Raw genomic sequence first — 17,112 nt, forward strand, 5'->3', positions numbered from 1 at the left:
TGATCTGCTGTCTGAAACAAAAAACCGCCCGGGAAACCGGGCGGTTTTTTTACAGGCGCGGCTAGCGCGGCGCTATATACCCGCCGGGCACACCATTGGGCGACAGCACCAGTTGCCACAGCTGCGCGTGCCGGCAGCGGAAGCTGGCCATCGAGCCGGCCAGATAGAAGCGCCACATGCGCTTGAAGCGCTCGTCGTAACGCTGCCCGTCCAGCCTCGGCCATGCCGCTTCGACGTTGGCGCGCCAGGCCTGCAGCGTGCGGTCGTAATCCGGGCCGAAGCTGTGCCAGTCCTCCAGCACGAACAGGCCCTCGCAGGCCGCCGTGATCTGCGCCGCCGACGGCAGCATCGAATTGGGAAAGATGTAGCGCGCGATCCACGGGTCGGTGCGGTGGCGCGACAGATTGCCGCCGATGCTGTGCAGCAGGAACAGGCCATCGGGCTGCAGGCAGCGCCGGGCCATCTCGAAGTAGCTGCGGTAGTTCTTGTCGCCCACGTGTTCGAACATGCCCACCGACAGGATCGCGTCGAACGTCTCCTCGACGTCGTGGTAGTCCTGCAGCCGGATCTCGATCGGCAGGCCCGCGCACAGCCTGCGGGCGTACTCGGCCTGCTCTTGGGAAATGGTGATGCCCACGCCGGAGACACCGTAGCGTTCGGCGGCGAACTTCAGCGCCTCGCCCCAGCCGCAGCCGATATCCAGCACACGTTGGCCCGGACGCAGCCGGAGCTTGCGGCAGATCAGATCCAGCTTGGCTTCCTGCGCGGCATCGAGGTCCAGCGCCTGCGGCCAGTAGCCGCAGCTGTACACCAGCCGCCGGCCCAGCATCGCCTCGTACAGATCGTTGCCGAGATCGTAATGGCGCCGCCCGACGTCGAAGCTGCCCGAGCCCGCCTGCAGGTTGAACAGCCGCGCCTTCAGCGCATCGGCCACCTCGCGCCAGCCGTGCACCCGTTCGTCCAGGTGCGCCTGCATCAGACGCACCAGCAGCCCATCCAGGCTGGCTGCGTCCCACTGCCCGTCCATGTAGCTCTCGCCCAGCCCCAGCGACCCATGCGCCATCACCCGCGTATAGAAATGCGGATCGTGCACCTGGATGTCGTGGGGCTGGTCGCCGTCCACCTGGACGCCGGCCTCGTGCAGCAACTCCTGTACGCGTCGTTGCAGGCCAACGTCCATACCGCCCCCGTCAGCCGCGCGCGAACAGGCCCGCGTAGGCGGCGCCGACATGCGGCAGCAGCACGCTGGCAGGCACATCCACCGTCTGGGTACCGTCCGAGTACGGGCCGACCTGGTACGGCGGGAACACGAACCGCACCGCCGTGATCTTGCCGTCGGTGCCGGTGAGCGGCTGGAACTGGCTGAAATTTTCCACGCTTGCATCGGTGCCGTCGGCAATCATCCGGCTGGCGTTGCGCAGCGATTCCTGCATCTGCGCCGGCTCCAGATCATCCCCGCTCAGGCGCGTGGCCACACGCTCGCGCAACTGGTCGGCCACGTACACGCTCACCGCCTTCCAGCCCTTGGCATCGGCCACCAGCTGATCGGCCGTCAGCATCTGCTGCTGCTCGGGCAACCAGACAAAGCGCGCCACCAGCGGCTCACCGTGGGCGCCGCCGGTATAGCGGCTGCCATCGGCGCCAACCACCACCAGCTGCGGGGTTTCCAGCAGTTTCTCGAAGCTCAGCGACAACTCGTAGGGCATGGTCGGCTTGTCGTTGCCCAACCCGTCCACGGCCTGCTGCAGTTCGCCACGGGCGCTGTCGGCATAGGCGATCAATGCCTTGGCCAGCCCCGGATAGCGGGCCAGGTCCGGCGGATAGCTGATGCCCACCACCGCCTGCGGCGACGTCTCGATGACATCGCGCAGTTCCACCGGCGCATCGGCCGGCGCGATGCCGGTGTCCGGCGCGGCCGGAGCGGAATCGGCCACCGGTGCGGCCGGCGGCTGTGTATCGGTATCGCGTTGGCACCCTGCCGCCAACATCACGGCCAGAGCCAGTCCGCTGGCGCGCAGCGCGCGGCGGTGTACTGCGTTGTCCATCCTTACATCCCCTTGTTGTAACCCACCATCATGAGCGGTGTTGCCTGAAGCATGACCGGCTGCTCAACCCGCCAGCAGGTCGTCGTATTCCGCGTGCCGCTGCATGAACGCCTCGGCGTAGGCACATGCGGGCACCACCTTGAGTTTGTGTTCGCGCGCATAGCGCAGCGCCACCTTGGTCAGCTCACCGGCAATGCCGCGGCCGCCGATCGCCTCGGGCACTTCGGTGTGGGTGATCACCATCCGCTTGCGCCGGTTGCGGGTCTGGATCTGGTAATCCAACAACGCCAGATGACCCTGCACCCTCGCCTGGAAGCGATGCTGGACCTCATCGTGCTCCACCTCGTAGGCCAAGCCGGGCGGGGTGACCGAAGCCATGAGCGCTGTCTCCTGCGGCGACTGACGCGATAGTGCGCAGCCGGCCGCCATGATCGCGTGAAGCCTGAACAGGGGCAACCACCGACGCAATACGTCACATCCTGCCCCGCCCACGTTGTTGGCGTGCCCGCCCCCGCGCCGCTTTTTCACGCCAGGCCGCTAAAGCCTGCCCGGTTCAAGCCGATATAGGAAACGGACAGGGCGTGAAAGCTGGCATGGCTTTTGCGAGACCTGCCTGCCCGATCGCGTTTTATGGAGGCCCTCATGGACAACGCACCGCATTCCCCCGCCCTTCCCGTGGACGCCGACAGCTCGCTGCTGGAAGGCCTGTTCGAGCTGGCCGTCAACGGCCAGACCCAGGGCTGGGAATTCGACCAGATCGACAATGAAGTCTATGCGCGCCTGCTGAGCACCTACGGCGCGGACAGCAAAAAGGCCGCCTGAGCGGCCTCCCGGTTTTCGCGCGTCTCGACCAGCGGCCGTGACCTGCCGCGGGGTGCCGGTGATCCCGGTCCCGACAGGTACCGACCGTTGGCCGGCACCCGCCCTTCCCGCCCCGCCCCGCCGATCAGCCCAGTGGGCGGAACGTGGGGTTGCCCAGCTGGCGCAGGAAGTGGTTGAAGATGCTCGGCTGCATCATCAGCATGAACAGCACGCCGAACGCGGCACCGGCAAGGTGCGCGCTGTGGTTGATGCGGTCGCCGCCACGGCGGTCCATCCAGATGCTGTATCCCACATAGAACACGGCATAGATGATCGCCGGCGCTGGAATGAACAGCACGAAGATCACGCTCCACGGGCTGATCAGGATGAAGGCGAACAGCACCGCCGACACCGCCCCCGACGCGCCCAGGCTGAGGTAGTTCGGGTTCTTCTGGTTCTTCAGGTAGCTGGGCAGGATCGACACCACCAGCGCCCCGAGATAGAACGCCGGATAGGTCAGGTAGCTGCCGGTCAGCTGCACCATCACCCGTTCGATCTGCCCGCCGAAGAAGAACAGCGTGATCATGTTGAAGACCAGGTGGCCCAGATCAGCGTGGATGAACCCGTAGGTCACCAGCCGGTCGTACTGGCGGCGGCGGTCCACCGCCGGCGGCCACAGGATCAGGCGGTCGGCCAGGGCGCGGTTCTTGAACGCCATCCACGACACGATGGCGGTGATGGCGATCAGCAGCAGGTTGACGGGGGTCATGGCGGGGCTCAGGCGGTCCGGTAGTTGTCGACCATACGATAGCGTCGCGCATACCAACCGAAGGCCAACGCCGCCACGAACGCGAAACCGGCGAAGAAGAACATCAGGAACGCCGCCTCGCTGAGCCCGGTACTGGCGATCTGGTGGGTCACCGTATCGTTGCGCACCGCCGCGTTGGACAGCAGCACCCACAGGTTGCCGATGGTGGTGGTCAGGTTCCAGAAGCTCATCACCACACCCTTCATCGCCTGCGGCGCCTGGCTGTAGGCGAACTCCAGACCGGTCGCCGAGACCAGCACTTCACCGAAGGTCAGCAGCGCGTACGGCAGCATCTGCCAGAAGATCGACATGACGTTGCCGCCATCCATCATCACCTGGATGCCACCAACCACGATCCAGGCCAGGCCGCTGAAGGCGATACCGGCGGTCATGCGGCGCAGCGCGGTCGGCTCGAAGCCGAAGCGGCGCAGCATCGGGTACAGCACCAGGTTGTTGAACGGAATCAGGATCATCACCAGCAGCGGATTCAGCGCCTGCATCTGCGAGGCGGTGAACCAGGACGGCATCGCCATCTGCTGGCCCTGCAGCACCCAGGTGGATGCCTTCTGGTCGAACAGCGAGAAGAACGGCGTGGTCAGCGCGAAGATCACCAGCACGCGCAGCACCGAGCGCACGCCTTCCACGGCCTCGGCCGGGTGCACCGCACGCGCACGGTCGAGCTGGATCCAGGTCCCGCCGCCCACGCCGGCCAGCACCAGCACCAGCGCGATGCACAGGCAGATCACGATGCCCAGGCTGCCTACCAGGCCCATCGAGGCCACCGCCAGCACCGCGCCAAGGATGGCCAGGGTGCGGCCCGGACGGCCCTTGCCCGGCACCTGCGCCGTCAGCGCGGTGCGCACCACATTGCCGAACGAATGCGGGTCCTTCGGCGGCAGCGGCACCAGCACATAACGCTTGCGGCCCATCCAGAACACGAAGGTGGCCACGAACATCAGGATGCCCGGGATGCCGAACGCCCACTGCGGGCCAAGGTTCTTCAACGCCAGCGGAATCAGCAGCGAGGCGAACAGCGAGCCGAAGTTGATGATCCAGTAGAAGGCATCGAACACCAGCTTGGCCAGGTGCTTGTTGCTCTGGTCGAACTGGTCGCCCATGAACGAGGCCACCAGCGGCTTGATGCCGCCGGCACCCAGCGCGATCAGGCCCAGGCCGACGAAGAAACCCTCGCGGCTGTTCTCGAAGACGGCCAGGCAGGCATGTCCGGCGCAGTAGATCAGGCTGAACCAGAGGATGGTGTGGTACTTGCCGAAGAACTTGTCGGCCAGCCAACCGCCCAGCAGCGGGAAGAAGTACACGCCGATCATGAAGCTGTGCATGATGTCCTTGGCCTCGCCGGCCCGGCCATCCGCGGTGATCTCCTGCAGCAGCAGCGAGGTGATCAGGAACTGCACCAGGATGTTGCGCATCCCGTAGAAGCTGAAGCGTTCGCAGGCCTCATTGCCGATGATGTAGGGAATCTGGCGCGGCATCTTTCCCTTGCCAGCGCTGGCGGCTGCGATCGTGCTCATCCTATGGGGCTGTCCTGCGAATACGAAAGGGCGCGAGCTTACCGGAAGCCCCACACCGGCGCACGCTGCGGCCCTACATGACAGCGGCCGGTGAACATGGCAGGCCAATGGCGTCAGATGCTGCCGGAAGTCACGAAGCGTCGACGGACAGAGCGTAAACTTATCGTTATGCGCATGACGTCGACTGCTGTGTTGGAACGCTGGCCAGGATGGCTCCTGCTGCTGGCCCTTGTCGTGTCCGCCCCTGCGGCCAGCGCGCGCCAGGCCGAGAGCGGGCCGCGGCTGCTGAAGATCGCCACCCTGGAACTGCCGGCCGCCGACGACGGCCAGTGGCAGCAGCGCCGCGACCAGGTCCTGCAACTGCTGGAGTCCCTGCAGCCGGATGTGATCGCCGTGCAGCGGGTCCTGCAGAGCCAGGGCCGCAACCCGGCCTGCTGGTTGGCCAGCCGCCTGCGCTACAGCTGCGACTTCGTCACCGCCGACCCGCCGAGCCAGCCCCTGCGCCACGGCAGCGCCATGCTCACCCGGCTGCCGGTCACCGAAGACGGCGTCACCCTGCTACACCCGCCGGGCCAGTTCAGCGCCGCCGGCATGATGCGGGTCAAGGTGCAGGAAGAGCTGGTCAACATCTACATCGCGCGGCTGCGCCCGGACCCGGACGAGCCGGACGTGCGCCGCCATCAGACCAGCGACCTGATGACCTGGATCGGCGCCACCTCCGACGGACTGCCCTCGTTGATCGCCGGCGACTTTTCCGCCGAGGCCGGCGAGCTGGTGCGCACCACGCCCGGCTTCCAGCCGGCGCGGAAGAACCCGGGCGAACGCGTCGATCCGCCATCGATGGCCGGCGCGGCACGCGGCCACGGCCTGGACGTGCTGTTCCAGGTCAAGCACTTCGACGGCCTGCGCCAGGAGAACGTAAAGCTGCCGGCCGCCGAGGGCGAGACCGGCGCGTTGCGCCTGGGCGTGATGGCCACGCTGCGCCTGCAGGGCGAGACCCTGTAGCGCCCCGCCGGAAACGACAACGGCCAGGCATCGCTGCCTGGCCGTCGCGTCATCGGTACCCTGGAATCAGGCGATGGCGTCCTGGTAACGACGCTCGACTTCGTTCCAGTCGACCACGTTGAAGAACGCGCCGATGTATTCCGGGCGACGGTTCTGGTACTTCAGGTAGTACGCGTGTTCCCACACGTCCAGCGCCAGGATCGGCGTGTTGCCGTCCATCAGCGGGCTGTCCTGGTTGGCGCTGCTTTCGACCACGACCTTCTTGTCCGGGGTGACGCTCAGCCACGCCCAGCCGCTGCCGAAACGGGTCAGCGCGGCCTTGGTGAAGGCATCCTTGAACTTGTCGAAGCCACCCAGCTGGGTTTCGATCGCCTTGGCGACATCACCGACCGGCGCACCGCCGCCGTTGGGCGACATCACGGTCCAGAACAGCGAATGGTTGGCGTGGCCGCCGCCGTTGTTGCGCACCGGGCCCTGCAGGTTTTCCGGCAGCGACTTGGTCTTCTTCACCAGCTCTTCGACCGGCAGGTCGGCGAACTCGGTGCCTTCCAACGCCGCGTTGACGTTGTTGATGTAGGTCTGGTGGTGCTTGCTGTGGTGGATTTCCATCGTGGCCGCGTCGATGTGCGGCTCGAGCGCGTCGTAGGCGTAGGACAGCTTGGGCAGGGTGTAGGCCATGTGGTTCTCCTGGTAGCTCACTCACCCGGCGAAGACCGGGCGTTGCGGTGTCGATGATGGGGATGGTCTACGAGCATACCAAGGGGCATGTAAAGGATTCTTCGTCGCGCGTCGCGTGCCGCGTGATTGTTATGCAGCGGTGACGGCACGCGGCTGCCTCATCCGCGATGCAGGCCGATGGCGGTAGAGTACGCGTCACCTTTCCTGCTGCCCTGCCCTCATGCGCAAGCCCCTGCTGCTATTGCTCGCCATCGTGCTGCTGGTTGGCGGCCTGGCCACCATCAAGCTGGCCCAGCGCCCGCCGCCGCCGCAGTTCGCCCCGTCGCTGAGCCAGCCCGATGGCGCGCCGGTGCCCGCCCCGGCAGCGACGCGGACGCACGATGCGCTGCCACCGTTCCTGCCCGCCGAAGCGCGGCGCACGCTCGCCCTGATCCAGCAGGGTGGGCCGTACCCGCACCGCCAGGACGGCAGCGTGTTCGGCAACCGCGAACAGCGCCTGCCGCAACGCCCGCGAGGCTATTACCGCGAGTACACCGTCGACACCCCGGGGGCCGGCAACCGCGGTGCGCGCCGCATCGTCACCGGCGGCAACCCGCCGACCGCGTGGTTCTATACCGACGACCACTATGAAACCTTCCGCAGTTTCGACGTACCACCGGCCGGGAGCTGGCAATGACACATGATGGATTCGAGCTGGGCCTGCACGACATCAACAATGCCGGCGTGTACGCGATCGGCAACGAGGATGTCGCTCCGCTGTCGGCTGCGATGCGCGATGCAGGATTGCGCATCTGCCGGATCGACCTCGCCGGCTGCCGCGACAAGCGCACGCTGCTGATGCGGCTGGCCGCGCAGCTGGACTTCCCGTCCGGGTTCGGCGGCAACTGGGATGCACTGACCGACAGCCTGCGCGACCTGCAGTGGCTGCCGGCCAACGGCTACGCACTGTTCTTCAACGATGCCGACGACCTGCGCGCCGGCGCGGCGGCCGATTTCGACACGCTGCTGGACATCCTGGACGAGGCCAGCGCGCACTGGAGCGGGCAGAACGTGCCGTTCTGGGCGTTCGTGGCGCTGCAGGATGCCGGGGTGGAGCCGTAAGGCGGATGTGCTGAGGCCGGTGGGCCTCAGCGGCTGCCGTTGTCTTCCTGCAGTTCTTTCTTGAACGGGATGTCCGGCGGCGGCCGCGCGATGGCCGGCTGATCGTTCATGTTCGGATTGGTCAGGCCGCAGCCGCCACCGAACTGCAGCATCGACACCACGCACGAGATCTTGGTGCTGGTGCCGGGAATCGGAATCTCCACGGCCTTGATGCCCTTGCGCACCCATTCGGCGAGCAGCGACTCGTTGGGTGCCCAGTACTTGTCGAACGAGGTCGGGGTGTAGTCGTACGGCGGGCGCTTCAGCCAGGTGCCCGACTGCGCGATGCGCTCGCGGCTCCAGCCATCCTTGTCACCGCCCGGCGCGCCACGCTCATGGTCGCCCTTGCCGTCGTCGCCGGGCACGCGCACGCTGCCGTCGGCATTGAACAGGCCGGTGCCGGCCTGGTTGGCCTGCTGTGCGCCGCGCCGCGCGCCGTCGCGGGCCTGCGCATCGGCACCCCAGTCGTCGCCGCGCTGCGGCGTGGCCCAACTGCCGGGCTGCGGCGCCAGCTGCGTGCCCGCGCGCGAACTGGCGGGGGCGGACGCGGCCGGGCCGTCGCGGACCGGCGCGGCGGTCGTCGACGGGGAAGACGTGGTGGCGGCACTGGTGCTGGTGCCGGCCGCCGCCGCCGTGGGCGCACTGGGTGCCGGGCGGGGGGCCGCATTGGGAATGCTGCGTTCGCGCACCTCCACGTCCGCCGCCGCGCCACGCACGTTGACCTCGCGCTGCGGCACCGGGGCCATTGCCACCGGCGCGGTTGGCGCCGGCTGCACCTCGCGCTCGCGCACCTGCAGTTCGCGTTGCGGCACGGTGGCCTCCACCCGCGACTGCGGCATCTGCATCGGCACCGGACGCTCGCTCATCAGGGTCACCTCGCGCTCGCGCACGCTGACCTCCGGGGTGCGGTCGCGCGGCGGCACCGGCATGGCCTGCATCGGCACCGTCGGGCGCGCCACGGGTGTTTCCACCACGGCCACGGTGCGTTCGCGCACGGTCACGTCCTGCGGTTCGCGCGGCACCACACGGACTTCGGTGCGCGGCAGGCTCGGCGGCGGCACCACGAAATCGCTGGTGGCCTCCTGCACGACGGTGGCCTGCAGCGGTTGTTCGTTGGCCGGCGTCGCCTCGGCCGGGGGGGCGGGCTCGGCGACCGCAGGCGGCGGTGCCGCGGCCGATGCACTGGCGTCGGTGGGCTCGGCCGCCGGCGACGGTGACAGCGTGGCGGCCTGCGCCGACGCACCCGCCGCCGTGGCATCAATCTGTGTGGCGGGCGCATTGGCCGCAACGGCTTCGGCGCTGGACGCGCCGCCCCCATCAACGGCCGGGGTGCCCTTGCCGACGAAAGCGACCTGGATGCGATTGCCTTCGCCGCCCTCCTCCGGATCGACCGGGGTGCGCACCAGGGCCACCCACAGCAGCAGCACTGCAAACAGTACGTGCAGCAGCGCACTGATCACCGCCGAGGTCCAGCGCATCCAGCGCTGGTCGCGCGGGGCCGGGTCCCAGGTCTGCCAGAACAGGCGGCGCACCGCCTGTACACCGCCCAGCGCCGGCAGGCGACCTGTCGGCGCGGGCACCGGCCGCTGCAGCATCTCCGTGACGAAGCCGGTGGCGCGCGGCGGGCGCGGCAGCGGCGTCAGCGCACGCAGCCACAGGCCCCAGCCGTACGGCAGGCCCGTGGTTTTTTCCAGGATGCGTTCATCCGGCTGGCGTGCCAGCAACCAGTCGAGAATCTCGTCGGCTCGGCGCAAGGGCACGCAGTGCGGTCAGGCGGCCGTGCCGCGTGGAATGTACGGCGCGTCGCCACTGTCGTGGTCGGTCGCGTCGCGCACCGCAGTGATGCCGGGCACGCGTCCCATCAAGGTCTTCTCGATCCCCTGCTTGAGGGTGACATCGGCCATGCCGCAGCCCTGGCAGCCACCGCCGAAGCGCAGCAGCACCACGCCATCGGAGGACACTTCCTGCACGGCCACCTTGCCGCCATGCGAGGCCAGCTGCGGATTGACTTCGTTCTCCACCACCCAGCGCACGCGCTCGACCAGGGAGGCGGCATCGGTGGGGGCCTCGCCCTTGATCTTGGGCGCCTTGATGGTCAGCTGCTGGCTGCCGGCGGCATTGGCGACGATGTCGATGTCGGCGCCGTCGAGCCAGGCCACGCTGGTGGCGTCTACATAGAGGGTGAACCCGTCGCAGTCCACCGCCCACTCGTCGCCGAGCAGTTGGGTGGGTTCGGCGAATTCCAGCCGTGCGTCGGCGCGCGGCGTGCCGGGATCGACCGCGCTCAGGCGCACGCCCATGCCGGGCACGGCCTCACGCTCGATCAGCTTGCGGAAGTAGGACTGGGCAGTGTCGGATATCTGGATCATCAGGCTATTCTAGCCAATCGCTCGTTACGCGCTCATTCGGTTTATACACTGAACGGCGCATTGTTCAGACATCTAGATGTGGAGGATTGCATGGCCGACCTGATTCCCCTGGCCCAGGCCCATTGCGTGCCGCGCAAAGGCAGCGACCACAAGCTGGGCGCAGCCCGCGTGGCCGAGCTGCTGGCCCAGGTGCCCGGCTGGGAGCTGGCCGAACAGGGCCAGGCCCTGACCCGGACCTTCCGCTTCGATAATTACCACGGCACGATGGCGTTCGTGAATGCCCTGGCATGGGTGGCTCACCGCGAGGACCACCACCCCGACCTGGGCGTGCATTACGACCGCGCCGTGGTGCGCTTCTCCACCCACGACGTGGGCGGACTGAGCGAAAACGACTTCATCTGCGCAGCGAAGGCCTCGGCCCTCACGGAGTGACCCCATGAAACTGCAGTCCATCCTGCTGTCCAGCGTAGCCGTGGCCGCCCTGTCCGGCTGCAACAAGCCCGCTGAACCGGCCGCACCGGTGGCGCCGCCCACCGAGGTCGCCGCGGTGAAGACGCCGCCGCCGGAGTACCCGATCGAACTGGCCTGCCAGCACGTCGGCGGCACCAGCACCTTCAAGGTCGTGATCAGTGCCGACGGCGCCCCCGCCGAGGTGGCCCTGGTCACCGGCAGCGAGAGCGCCCGGCTCGACGAGCTGGCGAAGAAGGCGGTCCAGGCCTGGCAGTTCAAGGCCGCCACCCGCGCCGGCCAGACGGTGTCGACCACCATCCAGGTGCCGGTCAGCTTCAACCCGCCGTTTGTCAAGCCCGACGAATGCTACTCGATCGAAGAGCGGCTGCGCCGGGGCGGTTGACCGCCCCACCCCCGGAAGCCAGCGCACGCCAGCCCCATCCCCCTGATCACGCACCGCCTGCCCTGCACGCACCTTCACTGGCGTGACGACCACCGGGGCGGCGGCGCGTTGTTACCCGTGCAAAGGATGCTGTAGCGCATGCTGGATATTTCGAGCGAAAACGTCTGGGTCGCCCTGCTGGTGACCCTGGCTGCCGGGCTGGCCACCGGGCTGGGCAGCCTGATGGTGCTGTTCTCGCGCCGCCCCAACCCCCGCCTGCTCGCGTTCGGACTGGCCTTCGCCGGCGGCGCGATGGTGTTCGTGTCGCTGACCGAGATCCTCAACAAGGCCATCGATTCGTTCACCCTGGCCTACGACGCGCGGACCGGCTTCGCCTACGGCACGATGGCCTTCCTGGCCGGCGTGCTGCTGATCGTGGTGATCGATCACCTGATCCCCAACCCGCACGAAAGCCTGGACAAGCAGGACCCGCTGTTCCGTGACAACAACAAGGCCTACATCAAGCGGGTCGGCCTGCTGACCGCGATCGCGATCACCGCGCACAACTTCCCCGAAGGCCTGGCCACGTTCTTCGCCACCCTGGAAAGCCCCTCGGTGGGCATGCCGCTGGCCTTCGCCATCGCCATCCACAACATCCCCGAAGGCATCGCGATTGCCGTCCCGGTGTACTTCGCCACGCAGAACAAGTTCTATGCCTTCGGCGCCAGCCTGCTGTCCGGCCTGGCCGAGCCGGTGGGCGCGGCGATCGGTTACTTCGCCCTGTCGGGCGTGCTCAACCACGCCACCTTCGGCTGGGTGTTTGGCCTGATCTCCGGGGTGATGGTGTTCCTGGCCCTGGACGAACTCCTGCCGGCCGCCAAACGCTACGCCAAGGGCCACGAAACCGTGTACGGCCTGGTGGCCGGCATGGGCAGCCTGGCCATCAGCCTGGTCCTGTTCAAATGGTGAACCCGTAGAGCCGGGCTCTGCCCGGCTGCTTTGGCGAACAGCCGTTCGCCCCAAGGTCTGCGGGTGCAGGGCCGACCCTCACCCATCAGCGCAGCCGGTTCAACACCTCGGTCAATTCGTCCGCCAGCGGCGCATTGAGCAGGTACGGGGTCTTGCCGTTGTCCAGCGAGAACTCCAGCGAGGCGGCGTGCAGGAACAGGCGTTTCAGCCCGATCTGCTCACGAAGCCGCTTGTTGACGTCCGGATCGCCGTACTTGTCGTCACCGGCCACCGGATGCCCCAGATGCTGGGCGTGCACGCGGATCTGGTGGGTGCGCCCGGTTTCGATGCGCACCTCGCAGTACGAATGGCCGCCCTTGCGCTCCAGCACCTTGAAGTGGCTGATCGATTCCTTGCCGATCGGATTGACCTGCACATGCCGCTCGCCGCCCTGGCGCAGGCCCACGTGCAGCGGGGCGTCCACCGTCATCGTGCCGTCCGGCATGCGCCCCACCAGCAGCGTCAGGTAGCGCTTGCGGATGCCGGCCCCGTGGTCCTCGCGCAGCAGCGCCTGCAGTTCGCTCAGCGCCGACCGCTTCTTGGCCACGATCAGCAGCCCCGACGTGTCCCGGTCCAGCCGGTGCACCAGTTCCAGCGTCTTGCCCGGGCGCAGTGCGCGCAGGGTCTCGATCGCGCCGAAGCTGATCCCGCTGCCACCGTGGCTGGCCACGCCCGACGGCTTGTTCAGCGCCAGCAGCCGTTCGTCCTCGTAGACGATGGCGTCTTCCAGGCGCTTCATGAATGCAGCGGGCGGCCCTGCCTTGTCTCCCTCTTCAGTGAGACGGACAGGCGGCACCCGCACCTCGTCGCCGGCCTCGAGCTTCCGCTCGGCCTTGGCGCGGCCGCCATTGACCCGGACCTGGCCACTGCGCACCAGCTTGTAGATCAGGCTGCGCGGTGCACCCTTGAGCTGGCCGAGCAGGAAGTTGTCCAGGCGTTGCCCGGCGCGGTCGGCCGGGACAGAGATCATACGTACGCTGGTCATGGCTTCAGCGGCTTTGGGGGTGGGCTCGGTAACGGTCATTGGCCTTTTATTCTGTTACACTCGGCGGGCGAGATAAGGGATTGATTTCGTTGGAAGTTGTTCTGGGCCAGAAGCCCGACTTCCCGCGATTCCGGCACAGTGCGCAGCCACCGCCCCCGGGGCGGCCATGTTAGCGGCTCACCGGCGGTCCCGGCCATCGCCGGATGTCTGACACGCATCTGCGCTGAACATGTCCCTGTGGCGCTCCAGCCTGGCTGAAAGCTGCCTCCGGCCCAGAAACACCCAAACCAAAACAAATGAAGCGCTCCCGCGGCCTGCCGTGGTGTCGTAGCGCTGGAAACCCAAGCCGCCCTCCCCGCGCATGCGCGATGGGCGTCGAAGCGTGACCAGAAGCGAAACCCCATGGCGTTCCGCGCGGTAGCAGCGCGCGAGGAACGCAAGTATGAAGCGAATGCTGATCAATGCCACGCAGGCCGAAGAGCTGCGGGTAGCCATCGTGGATGGCCAGACGCTGTACGACATCGACATCGAACAGCCGTCCAAGGAACAGAAGAAGTCGAACATCTACAAAGGCCGTATCACGCGCCTTGAGCCGTCGCTGGAAGCCGCGTTCGTCGAGTACGGCGCGGACCGCCACGGCTTCCTGCCGCTGAAGGAAATCTCCCGCGATTACTTCCAGGCGGGCGTGGACCACAACAAGGCCGGCATCCGCGAACTGCTGCGTGAAGGCCAGGAAGTGGTTGTCCAGGTGGACAAGGAAGAGCGTGGCAACAAGGGCGCCGCCCTGACCACGTTCATCTCGCTGGCCGGCCGCTACATGGTGCTGATGCCCAACTCGCCCAGCGCCGGTGGCGTCTCGCGCCGGATCGAAGGCGAAGACCGCGCCGCCCTGAAGGACGCGCTGGACAAGCTGAACATCCCCGACGACATGGGCGTGATCATCCGCACCGCCGGCGTCGGCCGCGATGCCGAAGAACTGCAGTGGGATCTGGACTACCTGCTCCAGGTCTGGAAGGCCATCGCCGAAGCGGCGCTGACCAAGCCGGCCCCGTTCCTGATCTACCAGGAATCGCGCCTGATCGTGCGCGCCCTGCGCGACTACCTGCGCGCCGATGTCGGCGAGATCCTGGTGGACACCGAGGAGCTCTACGAGACCGCCCGCGAGTTCATGCAGCAGGTGATGCCGCAGACCCTGCGCAAGCTCAAGCATTACAAGGACGACATCCCGCTGTTCAACCGCTTCCAGATCGAATCGCAGATCGAAGGCGCGTATGAACGCAACGTGCGCCTGCCGTCGGGTGGCTCGATCGTGGTCGACCAGACCGAAGCGCTGACCGCCATCGACGTCAACTCCTCGCGCGCCACCAAGGGCAGCGACATCGAGGACACCGCGTTCCAGACCAACCTGGAAGCCGCCGAGGAAGTGGCCCGCCAGTTGCGCCTGCGCGACCTGGGTGGCCTGGTGGTCATCGACTTCATCGACATGGCCTCCAACAAGCACCAGCGCGAAGTCGAGAACCGCCTGCAGAACGCGCTCAAGTACGACCGTGCGCGCGTGCAGCTGGGCCGCATCTCGCGCTTCGGCCTGATGGAAATGAGCCGCCAGCGCCTGCGTCCGAGCCTGGGCGAATCCAGCCAGATCGTCTGCCCGCGCTGCGACGGCCACGGCCGCATGCGCAGCGTCGAGTCGCTGTCGCTGTCGATCATCCGCGTTGCCGAAGAGCACGCAATGAAGGAAAACACCGGGCAGGTGCTGGTCCAGGCCCCGGTCGAGATCGCCAACTACCTGCTCAACGAAAAGCGCAGCGCGCTGCGTGAAATCGAGCAGCGCCATGACGCGCCGATCGTGATCGTCGCCGACGAGCAGCTGCACACCCCGCACTACGAAGTGACCCGCCTGCGCGAGAACGAGCTGGGCGAGGAAAGCGGCAAGCCGAGCTACCAGCGCGGTACCCCGCGCAAGCTGCCGGTGCATGCCCTGACCAAGGCGCAGCTGAACATCCCGGTCGCCCCGGTGGTGACCCAGGTCAAGCACAGCCAGCCGGCACCGGTGCGCGAAGCCCCGGAACCGGTCGTCGCGCCGGCACCGGTCGCCCCGGCCCCGGTCGCCGCGCCCGCCGCCACCGGCGTGGTCGGTTGGCTCAAGCGCATCTTCGGTGGCGAACCGGCGCCGGCCGCCGCCCCGCAGCCGGGCAGCCGCCCCGCCCAGGATGGCAACCGCAACAACCGCAACAAGGACCGCAACGGCAAGGACCGCAACGGCCGTCGCGACGAACGCGGTGGCACTGCCGCGGCCAATGGCCAGCCCCAGGGGCGTGGCAAGGACCGTCGCGAAGACCGCGGTGAGCGCGGTGAGCGCGGCCCGAAGAACGAACGCCGTGACGAGCGTCGCCAGGACGTGGCCCCGGCCGCCGGTGCTGCCGCAGCGGTCCAGGCCCCGGGCCAGGGCAAGCCGCGCGGCGAGCAGCAGCCCAAGCAGCCGCGCAACGAGCAGCAGCCGAAGCTGAAGCAGCCCAAGCAGCCGCAGCAGCCGAAGCAGCCGCAGGTCGATGGCGACAAGCCGGCGGCCAGCGAGAAGCCCGCCCGCCAGCCGCAGGCCGATGCACCGAAGCCGGTCAACACCACCGCCCCGGTTGCCGATGCCGCCGTGGTGGCCGCCGCTGCGGTCACCGTTGCCGATGCCGCCGTCGTGACGTCGCCGGTGCAGGACGATGCGGCACTGGCCGCGACCGGCCAGGCACTGGTTGCAGGTGATGCAGCAGAGCAGAACGATGCCGCCGGCACGGGCGACGATGCCAATGGTGACGGCGGCTCGCGCCGTCGTCGCGGCCGTCGCGGTGGCCGTCGCCGCCGTCGTGGCAATGGCGAGCAGGCTGTCGGCAGTGATGGTCTGAACGATGACGGCGGTCTGGACGACGACGGCGACGATCAGGACGGCGACCAGGACGGTGCAGACACCGCCCAGGCCGAGCGTCCGGTCGCCGGCAACGGCCAGCCGCAGCCGGAGTTCGACTTCGACGACGAAAACGGCACCGCGCCGACCGCCCCCGCACCGGCCCAGGCATCGCGCCCGGCCCCGGTCCAGGCGCCGGCCCCGGTTGCTGCCGTTGCCGCCGCCGCACCGGTGGCTGCGATCAGCAGCCCGGTGGTGACCGCCGGCCACACCGAGGCCGCCCCGGCCGAGGAAGCCGCTGCGCCGTCGTACACCGACCGCGTGCCGTTCGTGGAATCGCCGACCCCGGCCCCGGCCGTGGTCGCCGCTCCCGCGCCGGTCCCGGCAGTGCAGGAAGACGCTCCGGTCGCTGCACCGGTGCAGGCCCCGGTCGCCGAGGCGCCTGTGGCAGCGGCACCGGTCGTTGCACCGGCCCCGGTGGTGGAAGCACCCGTGGTTGAGGCGCCCGTCGCCGCTCCGGTGGTTGCCGAGGCACCGGCCGTTGCCGCACCGGTCGTCGCACCGGTCGCCGTGGACAGCCCTGCCGAGGCCGCCCCGGCAGCACCGGTGGTGGACGCCGCGCCGGTGGTGACCCACAGCGAAACCGCCGACACCGCCCGTCCGGTGCAGACCAGCATGCTGGATGCCGTGGACCCGGTGCAGGCCCCGGCCGAGAAGGTCGAGGTCGCCCCGGCCGCCCCGGTCGTCCGCGTCGACGCCGCACCGGCAGCGCCGGTGGTGCAGAACGGCCAGCTGTTCGGCACCGCCACCAGCGATGTCCCGGCCAGCACCGACGCGGCCGCACAGGCCGCGCAGGCCGAGGCCTGCGACGACATCCCCACCGATGTCGCGCAGACCGATGCCGCCGACAAGCAGGACCCGGAAAAGACCGACAAGGCCTGATCCCGATCCAGCGGCATGTGTAACAACAGACAGCGGCCTTCGGGCCGCTGTCTGCATTTGGGCCACTCCGGCTG

General features: G+C 68.2%; 17 protein-coding genes. 8 read left to right on the plus strand and 9 right to left on the minus strand.

Translation table 11 applies throughout. The annotated features are described in order from the left end of the window. Positions 1-61: 61 nt before the first annotated feature. From cfa to ACLB90_RS02485, 3 genes are all read right to left on the minus strand, one after another. Complete coding sequence (gene cfa, locus ACLB90_RS02475; RefSeq protein WP_411851469.1) at positions 62-1,180, minus strand: cyclopropane fatty acyl phospholipid synthase; 1,119 nt, start codon at positions 1,178-1,180, stop codon at positions 62-64. 10 nt (positions 1,181-1,190) lie between these two features. Beyond that, complete coding sequence (locus ACLB90_RS02480) at positions 1,191-2,045, minus strand: DUF3298 domain-containing protein (RefSeq protein WP_411851470.1); 855 nt, start codon at positions 2,043-2,045, stop codon at positions 1,191-1,193. A gap of 63 nt (positions 2,046-2,108) precedes the next feature. Beyond that, a complete protein-coding gene (locus ACLB90_RS02485) occupies positions 2,109-2,423 on the minus strand; it encodes a GNAT family N-acetyltransferase (protein WP_411851471.1) in 315 nt (104 codons plus the stop codon). Between the two features lie 264 nt (positions 2,424-2,687). On the opposite strand from ACLB90_RS02485, the gene ACLB90_RS02490 reads away from it, so the two are divergent. Then, positions 2,688-2,867 carry a hypothetical protein gene (locus tag ACLB90_RS02490; protein ID WP_411851472.1) on the plus strand — a complete coding sequence of 60 codons (180 nt, stop codon included), beginning with the start codon at positions 2,688-2,690 and terminating at the stop codon, positions 2,865-2,867. A gap of 124 nt (positions 2,868-2,991) precedes the next feature. Here ACLB90_RS02490 and ACLB90_RS02495 read toward each other — a convergent pair whose 3' ends face one another. Together ACLB90_RS02495 and ACLB90_RS02500 are read right to left on the minus strand one after the other, a co-directional pair. Next, on the minus strand, positions 2,992-3,615 hold the full coding sequence (locus ACLB90_RS02495; RefSeq protein ID WP_411851473.1) for a rhomboid family intramembrane serine protease: 624 nt from the start codon (positions 3,613-3,615) through the stop codon (positions 2,992-2,994). An 8-nt stretch (positions 3,616-3,623) separates the two neighbouring features. Next, the gene (locus ACLB90_RS02500) at positions 3,624-5,186 is read right to left on the minus strand and encodes an oligopeptide:H+ symporter (RefSeq protein WP_411851474.1); all 1,563 of its coding nucleotides are present in this window, start codon (positions 5,184-5,186) and stop codon (positions 3,624-3,626) included. A gap of 174 nt (positions 5,187-5,360) precedes the next feature. Here ACLB90_RS02500 and ACLB90_RS02505 point away from each other — a divergent pair, with 174 nt between their 5' ends. Then, positions 5,361-6,191, plus strand: a complete 831-nt coding sequence (locus tag ACLB90_RS02505) for an endonuclease/exonuclease/phosphatase family protein (protein ID WP_411851475.1) — start codon at positions 5,361-5,363, stop codon at positions 6,189-6,191. A gap of 66 nt (positions 6,192-6,257) precedes the next feature. On the opposite strand, the gene ACLB90_RS02510 is transcribed toward ACLB90_RS02505, so the two are convergent. After that, positions 6,258-6,869: a superoxide dismutase gene (locus tag ACLB90_RS02510; protein ID WP_411851476.1), complete on the minus strand. Its 612-nt coding sequence runs from the start codon at positions 6,867-6,869 to the stop codon at positions 6,258-6,260. Positions 6,870-7,089: 220 nt separating this feature from the next. Here ACLB90_RS02510 and ACLB90_RS02515 point away from each other — a divergent pair, with 220 nt between their 5' ends. Continuing rightward, a complete protein-coding gene (locus ACLB90_RS02515) occupies positions 7,090-7,545 on the plus strand; it encodes a ribonuclease domain-containing protein (protein WP_411851477.1) in 456 nt (151 codons plus the stop codon). Beyond that, positions 7,542-7,970 carry a barstar family protein gene (locus tag ACLB90_RS02520; protein WP_411851478.1) on the plus strand — a complete coding sequence of 143 codons (429 nt, stop codon included), beginning with the start codon at positions 7,542-7,544 and terminating at the stop codon, positions 7,968-7,970. Before ACLB90_RS02515 ends, ACLB90_RS02520 begins: the two co-directional genes overlap by 4 nt. 26 nt (positions 7,971-7,996) lie before the next feature. Here ACLB90_RS02520 and ACLB90_RS02525 read toward each other — a convergent pair whose 3' ends face one another. After that, a complete protein-coding gene (locus tag ACLB90_RS02525; protein ID WP_411851479.1) occupies positions 7,997-9,769 on the minus strand; it encodes a hypothetical protein in 1,773 nt (590 codons plus the stop codon). A gap of 9 nt (positions 9,770-9,778) precedes the next feature. Next, positions 9,779-10,378, minus strand: coding sequence for an NfuA family Fe-S biogenesis protein (locus ACLB90_RS02530; RefSeq protein WP_411851480.1), 600 nt, complete (start codon positions 10,376-10,378; stop codon positions 9,779-9,781). A 90-nt stretch (positions 10,379-10,468) separates the two neighbouring features. On the opposite strand from ACLB90_RS02530, the gene ACLB90_RS02535 reads away from it, so the two are divergent. The 3 genes from ACLB90_RS02535 to zupT all read left to right on the plus strand — a co-directional run bounded on the left by ACLB90_RS02535 (position 10,469) and on the right by zupT (position 12,179). Then, entirely contained in the window at positions 10,469-10,810 is a 342-nt protein-coding gene (locus tag ACLB90_RS02535; protein ID WP_017357207.1) for a 4a-hydroxytetrahydrobiopterin dehydratase, read from the plus strand. Between the two features lie 4 nt (positions 10,811-10,814). Continuing rightward, entirely contained in the window at positions 10,815-11,231 is a 417-nt protein-coding gene (locus ACLB90_RS02540; RefSeq protein ID WP_411851481.1) for an energy transducer TonB, read from the plus strand. A 138-nt stretch (positions 11,232-11,369) separates the two neighbouring features. Continuing rightward, positions 11,370-12,179, plus strand: coding sequence for a zinc transporter ZupT (gene zupT / locus ACLB90_RS02545; RefSeq protein ID WP_411851482.1), 810 nt, complete (start codon positions 11,370-11,372; stop codon positions 12,177-12,179). A gap of 85 nt (positions 12,180-12,264) precedes the next feature. On the opposite strand, the gene ACLB90_RS02550 is transcribed toward zupT, so the two are convergent. Beyond that, positions 12,265-13,242 (minus strand): RluA family pseudouridine synthase, encoded by a 978-nt coding sequence (locus ACLB90_RS02550; protein WP_411851483.1) that lies wholly within the window; start codon positions 13,240-13,242, stop codon positions 12,265-12,267. A 403-nt stretch (positions 13,243-13,645) separates the two neighbouring features. Here ACLB90_RS02550 and rne point away from each other — a divergent pair, with 403 nt between their 5' ends. Then, positions 13,646-17,038: a ribonuclease E gene (gene rne / locus ACLB90_RS02555; RefSeq protein WP_411851484.1), complete on the plus strand. Its 3,393-nt coding sequence runs from the start codon at positions 13,646-13,648 to the stop codon at positions 17,036-17,038. The last annotated feature ends 74 nt before the right edge of the window (positions 17,039-17,112 follow it).

Origin of the sequence: Stenotrophomonas sp. LGBM10 (genome assembly GCF_046736075.1) — a bacterium.
Taxonomy (GTDB): Bacteria; Pseudomonadota; Gammaproteobacteria; order Xanthomonadales; family Xanthomonadaceae; genus Stenotrophomonas.